Source organism: Rhodococcus sp. IEGM 1241 (genome assembly GCF_033142365.1).
GTDB lineage: Bacteria > Actinomycetota > Actinomycetes > Mycobacteriales > Mycobacteriaceae > Rhodococcus_F > Rhodococcus_F erythropolis.
In genome coordinates this window covers 46,476-52,930 of record NZ_JAWLSE010000014.1, presented here as the reverse complement: position 1 = coordinate 52,930, position 6,455 = coordinate 46,476, and the positions used below count along the sequence as shown (strand labels likewise).

General features: G+C 60.4%; 10 protein-coding genes. 3 read left to right on the top strand and 7 right to left on the bottom strand.

Annotated features, from left to right (window positions below):
• Window positions 1-163 precede the first annotated feature (163 nt).
• Window positions 164-379: a BldC family transcriptional regulator gene (locus R4P70_RS30245; RefSeq protein ID WP_021333209.1), complete on the bottom strand. Its 216-nt coding sequence runs from the start codon at window positions 377-379 to the stop codon at window positions 164-166.
• Window positions 380-490: 111 nt separating this feature from the next.
• On the opposite strand from R4P70_RS30245, the gene R4P70_RS30240 reads away from it, so the two are divergent.
• Entirely contained in the window at window positions 491-898 is a 408-nt protein-coding gene (locus R4P70_RS30240; RefSeq protein WP_029254637.1) for a RidA family protein, read from the top strand.
• A 22-nt stretch (window positions 899-920) separates the two neighbouring features.
• Here R4P70_RS30240 and R4P70_RS30235 read toward each other — a convergent pair whose 3' ends face one another.
• The gene (locus tag R4P70_RS30235; RefSeq protein WP_007734706.1) at window positions 921-1,190 is read right to left on the bottom strand and encodes a DUF4235 domain-containing protein; all 270 of its coding nucleotides are present in this window, start codon (window positions 1,188-1,190) and stop codon (window positions 921-923) included.
• Between the two features lie 188 nt (window positions 1,191-1,378).
• Between R4P70_RS30235 and R4P70_RS30230 the strand changes: the two genes are divergently transcribed.
• Entirely contained in the window at window positions 1,379-1,594 is a 216-nt protein-coding gene (locus R4P70_RS30230; RefSeq protein WP_019747225.1) for a hypothetical protein, read from the top strand.
• 7 nt (window positions 1,595-1,601) lie between these two features.
• Here the strand turns inward: R4P70_RS30230 and R4P70_RS30225 are convergent, their stop codons facing one another.
• The 4 genes from R4P70_RS30225 to R4P70_RS30210 form a co-directional block, all read right to left on the bottom strand.
• Window positions 1,602-2,759, bottom strand: a complete 1,158-nt coding sequence (locus R4P70_RS30225) for an AI-2E family transporter (protein WP_029254636.1) — start codon at window positions 2,757-2,759, stop codon at window positions 1,602-1,604.
• A 64-nt stretch (window positions 2,760-2,823) separates the two neighbouring features.
• Window positions 2,824-3,300, bottom strand: coding sequence for a hypothetical protein (locus tag R4P70_RS30220; RefSeq protein WP_031332956.1), 477 nt, complete (start codon window positions 3,298-3,300; stop codon window positions 2,824-2,826).
• A gap of 136 nt (window positions 3,301-3,436) precedes the next feature.
• The gene (locus R4P70_RS30215) at window positions 3,437-3,592 is read right to left on the bottom strand and encodes a DUF6131 family protein (protein WP_003945564.1); all 156 of its coding nucleotides are present in this window, start codon (window positions 3,590-3,592) and stop codon (window positions 3,437-3,439) included.
• Window positions 3,593-3,756: 164 nt separating this feature from the next.
• Window positions 3,757-4,158, bottom strand: coding sequence for a nuclear transport factor 2 family protein (locus tag R4P70_RS30210; RefSeq protein ID WP_142005971.1), 402 nt, complete (start codon window positions 4,156-4,158; stop codon window positions 3,757-3,759).
• Between the two features lie 99 nt (window positions 4,159-4,257).
• On the opposite strand from R4P70_RS30210, the gene R4P70_RS30205 reads away from it, so the two are divergent.
• The gene (locus R4P70_RS30205; RefSeq protein ID WP_317833352.1) at window positions 4,258-5,595 is read left to right on the top strand and encodes a DUF1254 domain-containing protein; all 1,338 of its coding nucleotides are present in this window, start codon (window positions 4,258-4,260) and stop codon (window positions 5,593-5,595) included.
• Window positions 5,596-5,647: 52 nt separating this feature from the next.
• Here R4P70_RS30205 and R4P70_RS30200 read toward each other — a convergent pair whose 3' ends face one another.
• Complete coding sequence (locus R4P70_RS30200; protein ID WP_019747220.1) at window positions 5,648-6,439, bottom strand: SDR family NAD(P)-dependent oxidoreductase; 792 nt, start codon at window positions 6,437-6,439, stop codon at window positions 5,648-5,650.
• Between the last annotated feature and the right edge of the window lie 16 nt (window positions 6,440-6,455).

Below are 6,455 nucleotides of genomic sequence, written 5' to 3'. Positions count from 1 at the left end.
GCAACGCCGCGGCGGCGGCATCGGCGCAGCCGCACTCTGCGGCGGCGGCGGACAAGGCGACGCACTCATCATCCGCGCCCCCAAGGCGTAATTACTTCATCCTGACCAGACAGGTCGCCGAGCCCTCATCGTGCTCGGCGACCTGTCTGTTTCATGTCGGAGGCTAGTTCGGATCAAGCGTCGTCAAACGGTTACGCAACAACTTCTCGATCTCCGAACGTCGGTATCTCCGATGTCCGCCAAGCGTTCTCAGGGTGCCGACCTTGCCCTCCCTCGCCCACCTGGACACCGTGGTCCTGTCGACATGGAACAGTGCGGCAACCTGTTTGGTTGTCAGCCATTCGTCGACAGATGCTGCGTGCTCTTCTTCTCGGCTCATTGACAGTGATTCGTAGCCGTAGCGTGGATGGATGGGTCCGACAATGAATTGGCAACCCCTGGCGCGCTGTGAAAGACTCGCTGCAAAACTTTACTATTCCTTGGGGAAAATATGTCGAAGTCGGTAACTCTGATCCGTTCCACATCACTCTCATCGGTCGCTGAATACGCCTATGCAGCAACGGCTCCCGCCGATGCACGGCTGATCTTCCTGGCCGGATCCTGCCCGTTGAACGAGGACGGCTCCACTGCCGCCATCGGCGACTACGCAGGACAGGCAGCCAAGGCCGTCGACAACCTGAGAACAGCTCTCTCGGACGCGGGCGCGTCCGTCACCGACGTGATCAGCACCCGCGTCCTGGTGGCGTCGAGCAATCAAGCCGACCTCGTTGCGGCGTGGGAGGTAGTCCGCGACGCGTTCGGTGATCACGACGCCCCAAGCACTCTGATGGGTGTGACCGTTCTCGGTTACGACGATCAACTGGTCGAGATCGAGGCAATCGCGGCCGTCGTCGACTGAACTCGAACCGAACCGGGCGTTCCTACCGGGGATCTTCGTGAGCAAGGGCCTGGTAGCCCTTTGCCCCCGCACGATCCACAGCGGCTCGCACAACAGCGAAGATGGCTCCCTGCAGGGCGGCGGCGATCAGGACTTCCTTACTCGACCTGCTCAAATCTTTTGGCTCGGGCGCATTCTTGTCGTCACCGATGCGCTTCCACACCTGCTGGAAGACGGCACCGGCCAAAATGCCGCCGAGGACGCTCGTCGCCAGTGAGAGTGGCTTGTACATCGCTTTCGATACTGCGCTCATTGCGCGGATCCTCCATGGTTCGATTCGTACCGCCTGAGCGGGCTGACCGACTCTCACTACCCCACAGGCGAACTGTCGAAACATTGCACCGGCGCGGCGCGAAGTTGACTGTCGCACGTTATGTTCCACGGTTTGCCATTTCGCGGGCCGGGTAGGATCGTCTTAGCGAAAGAAGGTTGTGTTAAGTCATGGAAAACTACAGAATCGAACTACCGGACGGTACTACGGTGATGGAAGATTTCGTCTCGGATCGCGCCGCCATCGCATACGCGGTCGATCTGAATCACGGGTGTAGCGAGAAAGTATCGGTATTCCGTATCACCGACGAAGGGGAAACCATCCCGACTCGGATGTGCCCCAAGCCGAATCCTGGTTCGCGGCGTCGCGCGCGAAGCGTCCGATAGAAACCCGTCAAGAAGCGTCGAGGCGGGGGAAGAGCGTTTCTCTTGCGAGCAACAGCAAGGCCGCAGCGACCGGAATCGCCAGCAACGCACCGACAATACCGAGCAACGCTCCGCCCAACAGGACCGCGACCACAGTCACCAACGCCGGGACCGCTACCGTCTTCCCGATGATCTTCGGAACGAGCAGGTAGTCCTCGAGCAGACGTAACGCGATGAAGAATGCAACTGTCGCCAATGCCGTTGGGACAGAGACTGTCAGGGAGACCAGGGCGACGATAACCCCTGCGATCGTGGAACCGACTATCGGGATCAGATCGAGCAGAGCGACCAGCAGCGCCAGGATCAACGGGTACGGCACGTCGAAGATCAACAACCACGCGAAAGTGCACACTGCGGTGATCACGGAGATCAGAACATTGCCGAGGACGTACCCACCCACACCTGCCAGTATCTGATCACCGATGGCGATTGCTCGGGGCCGCCGCGAATGTGGCACCAGCCGATACAGATTCGTGCGGATTCGTGGATAGTCGATCAAGAAGTACGTCGTCAGAACAGCAACGATTCCGGCGTCGGCGACTGCGCTGAACACCGCCCGCCCCGCACCGAGCAAACCCGTCGCGAGCGCAGAACCCGAACCATCCAGTTGTGTGGTGAGGTGCTGCTCGAGGTGATACTTCTCGTCGAGGTCGTTGACGATCGGGTACCGGTCACGAATGTGTGTCAGGAGTTCGGGAGCGTGCGATGCAAACTGACGTCCCTGCTCGACCAGCGGGGTGATCGCAGCAACGAGAAACAGCGCCAACATCACTGCAATTCCGAGGAGTACCACGGTGACTGCGATCCAGCGCCGGAAATGTCTCCGCTCCAGCCAGACGATCATCGGTTCGATGCCCACCGCGAGAAACAGCGCGACCACGATCAGGATCAGCATGCCTCGCGCCGCAAGCAGCACTTCGATCACCGCATAAGTCACGGCAACTCCGGCCGCGGCGCTCAGACCGATGAAGAACGGTGACCGACGGTCGAATCTCGGTCCGGGCTCACCCAGCGGCCGGACAGGCGTCGCCAATGCTGCGGCTTCGCGTTCCGCTTCCGCCATCGGATCTACGGCTTGGACTTCACTTTCGGAGTCCGGTGATCGGTCTGCGGAACTGGGATCCATTCAAGCCACCTCACGATCCGCGCGACTTCCCGGCACGGGAGTGAGTACCCGTGCCGTAGTCGGATCAACCTCGAGGCCTCTCCGCTCCGCTTCGGGTCAGTGCCAGCCCGGTTCCCACAACTCCGATGATCGACACTGCGATGGCGATACTGGGCCAACCGTCGCTCTGCCAGTAGACGTCGTCGAGAGTGATCAGCAACGCGGCCTCGTCGACGATGAGCCCGAGTGCAATACCCAACGCGATGCCCATCCATGTTCGTGCGCGAGGGCTTCGGTCTACGAGGCCGAAGATCGCCACCCCGGCCAACAGGAGGATTCCCCACAGGTAATGGTGAAGGTGCGTCCCACCGGCACTGATGTCGCCGACGTCCCTGGTGTCGATCTGGATCAACCAGGTCACCAGACGTGCTCCACCGAACGTCAGTGTGAAGGCCACCCACGCCAACACCAAACCGCGGCGTGATTCGTCAACTTGATTCCATCTGCGAGGAAACCTGAATCTCTCCGCAGGTTTCTCTTCCGCATGATCTCGAGAAAGCATCCTTCATGTTTACCCGACGCAGCTCAGAGCGATACTTTCGGGTAGAGACACCGAAAATCAATTGGAGAACGAAAAAGCGGTACTCGATCTCCGAAGAGATCAGGTACCGCCTTCTCAGCTACTCGCGCAGTATCGATCAATACCAGACTTTTCGTCCGCCCACTGCACGCCCGGTAGCACCGAGGATGGACAAAACTGCACCTACGACGACCAAAATGATGCCGACGGTGGTCAGAATGCTCAACCCCGTGAAAAAGCCGATCAACGCCAGAATAATGCCGAGAACAATCATGTGAGAACCTCATCCGGTATGCGTATAGAAATGATCTACTCAACTGACGCTACTACAAAAACTTCACAATCAAGAAATCCGATAATCGACATCATCAATACGAAACTCGTATTACTACCCAATAATGTCGGCGTTAAAACATTGGCCTTTCTTTTTCTTATCACTCACGGTTCGATGCCTTCGATCTTGGCCTCGACGGCCGGCGTGATGTGGCTCAACACGCAGCGCCAACGACCGTCTTGCCGGGCGAACACGTCGGTGGTCCACTCGTCGGCGTCGTACTGCCTTCCGTCGTAGTGCGCAGTATTCGTGATCCGCGTGGTGAAAAGCGCAACGTCACCGAAGAAACGCACGCGAGCGCGCCCGACGCGATCCATCGCCGAATGAGTCAGGTCGCCAGAGGCCACGAAGCCCAGAAACTCCGCCTTGGTGGACACCCCGGACTCCGAGACGATCACCCAGTCGTCGGCCATGAAGTCGCCGATCCGTTCGGCGTCGTTCGAGCACATCGCGACGTTCCACTCGTCTGCAGTTGCAGTCAGCACCGCTGTTTCCTGATCCGACATGGCCTCTCCCTCTACCGTCGTCACCCTCGGCGGGTGATGCCTCGACGGCAGGGTTCCCGCAAGGTGGACGTCGAACCGACGAACTACGAGAGGGCAGAGATGACAGACACCAGTCGCACCGAGCTTGCAGCTCAGGCGTACATCTACGGATTTCCCCTCGTTTTCAATCTCGACCAGGTCCATCGGTACGTTCACGACGGTGTCGGAGCGAACCCCGCCGCACCTTTCAACACCTTCAGTCACGCCCGCACACTCGCCGGCCCGGCAGATACTTTTGTCACGATCAACAACGACACCGTGTATTCCATGGCGCAGATCGACCTTTCTGTCGGCCCCGTTGCGCTGCACGTCCCCGATACCGATGGCCGTTACTACGTCCTCCAGTTCGTCGACGCCTGGACAAACAATTTCGCTTACGTCGGGCACCGTGCCACCGGCACCAAGAGCGGAGACTTCCTTCTCGTCCCACCCACCTGGACCGGAACCCCGACCGCCCAGACCACAGTGATCAGATTTCCCACGACCGTTGCATCGATCGTCGGTCGGTGGGCGTGCGGCGGCGACGACCTCCCCTCCGTGCACGCCTTGCAGGACGCCACCACCCTGACCGTTGTCGACTCCGCCGGGGCTCCGGCCGGTCTACCGGTCCCCGACTCCGAGGTCAGCCAGGACCTCCTCTTCCTCGAGAAACTCCGCATCTGGTCGCAGGCCTTTCCGCCGGCCCCGCGCGATCGAGAACTCCAGGATTCGTTCTCACCGATCGGAGTCAACGAGCACGGGGCCTCCCCCTATGTATCGCTGTCTGCCGACGACGCTGCGGCGCTCGCAGACGGGTTGACCGCCGGAGAGAAGAATCTGCACGAAGCACTCACGCACGGCTCCAGCCCCGAGGCCAACGGTTGGAAGCTGACTTTCCACGCCTTCGACTACAACCTCGACTACTTCGAGGTCGGTGCAATCGACGATCCACAATTCAAGATCGCCGATCCCAGGTTGCGAATCATCGAACGAGCGGCGGCGGCCAAGGGCGGGCTGTGGGGCAACCACCCCTACGAAGCGGCGTACATCATGACCTACGTCGACGATCAGGGAACGCAATTGAACGGAAACCGCACCTACACGATCAGACTCGACCCCACTCCGCCGGTGAGCGCCTTCTGGTCGCTGACGATGTACTCGGTGCCGGACTTCTTCCTCGTGGCGAACCCCATCGACCGATACTCGATCGGCGACCGCACTCCCGGCATCGTCCACGACGCCGACGGTGCGTTGACGATCACAATCAGTCACGAGGAGCCGAAAGATGCCACGGCGAAGGCGAACTGGCTCCCCTGCCCGCGCGGAGACTTCCGACCGGTCCTGAGAATGTACGAACCTTCGCCCGCCGTACTCGATCAGTCCTACGTCGTCCCCGCTATCACTCGCTCGCGAGAATGACGGCTCACGTCTGACGGCCTGCCCCAGGCCAGGCCGTCAGACGGACACAGAATCAGGCGTGAGTGCCGCCGTCCACACGGATCTCCGTGCCGGTGATGAAGGCACCATCGTCGGATGCCAGCATCGCGATAACTCCCGCAACACTTTCCGGCCCGGCCATGGGAGCACCACCGGACTCCAGATCAGTGCTCAGAATTGGCGACAGCTTGCCGAAGAGCGACCAGTCGGTGTCTTCCGGCAGGTACGACGCCGTGGTGTCGGTGATCCCGCTCTTCACACTGCCCGGAGCTACCGCGACGGCGCGCAGACCCTGCTTGCCGTATTCGAGAGCCAGTGTGTGAGTGAAGGACTGGATTCCTCCCTTACTCGCCGCATATGCGGCCATGTACGGGTGCGCGAAGGCTGCGGAGGTGGAGCTGAAATTCACCACCACTGCGTTGCCGGTGGCCAGGAGAGCTGGCAGTGCCTGACGAGTGACGAGGAAGGTGCCGGTCAAGTTCACGGAGATCACCTGATTCCACAAGTCCAGTGAGGTCTCGTGGGTGTGCCCGCCTCGCAATATCCCGGCGGCGTTGACCAGTACGTCCAATCCCCCGAGAGCCGAAATTGCCTGACCCACAACCGTGATGACGGAACTCTCGTCACCGATATCGACGACGACGGTGTCGAGACGACCCTCCGTCGAGGCATGTTCAGCCGACCTCCGGGTGTCTGCCAGACCCTTCTCGGAGATGTCGGCAGCGACCACGCGGCCACCTTCGGCGAGCAACCGCAGCGCGGTGGCCTGCCCGATTCCCGATCCTGCGCCGGTGACGAGAATACGACGACCTTCGAAACGATTCATTGCTGTGTACCTTTCA

Excerpts from the sequence above, each read along its gene's own strand:
- R4P70_RS30225 (WP_029254636.1), bottom strand. The coding sequence starts at position 2,759 with ATGGATCCCAGTTCCGCAGACCGATCACCGGACTCCGAAAGTGAAGTC.
- R4P70_RS30235 (WP_007734706.1), bottom strand. The coding sequence starts at position 1,190 with ATGAGCGCAGTATCGAAAGCGATGTACAAGCCACTCTCACTGGCGACG.
- R4P70_RS30220 (WP_031332956.1), bottom strand. The coding sequence starts at position 3,300 with ATGCTTTCTCGAGATCATGCGGAAGAGAAACCTGCGGAGAGATTCAGG.
- R4P70_RS30230 (WP_019747225.1), top strand. The coding sequence starts at position 1,379 with ATGGAAAACTACAGAATCGAACTACCGGACGGTACTACGGTGATGGAA.
- R4P70_RS30210 (WP_142005971.1), bottom strand. The coding sequence starts at position 4,158 with ATGTCGGATCAGGAAACAGCGGTGCTGACTGCAACTGCAGACGAGTGG.
- R4P70_RS30200 (WP_019747220.1), bottom strand. The coding sequence starts at position 6,439 with ATGAATCGTTTCGAAGGTCGTCGTATTCTCGTCACCGGCGCAGGATCG.
- R4P70_RS30245 (WP_021333209.1), bottom strand. The coding sequence starts at position 379 with ATGAGCCGAGAAGAAGAGCACGCAGCATCTGTCGACGAATGGCTGACA.
- R4P70_RS30240 (WP_029254637.1), top strand. The coding sequence starts at position 491 with ATGTCGAAGTCGGTAACTCTGATCCGTTCCACATCACTCTCATCGGTC.
- R4P70_RS30215 (WP_003945564.1), bottom strand. The coding sequence starts at position 3,592 with ATGATTGTTCTCGGCATTATTCTGGCGTTGATCGGCTTTTTCACGGGG.
- R4P70_RS30205 (WP_317833352.1), top strand. The coding sequence starts at position 4,258 with ATGACAGACACCAGTCGCACCGAGCTTGCAGCTCAGGCGTACATCTAC.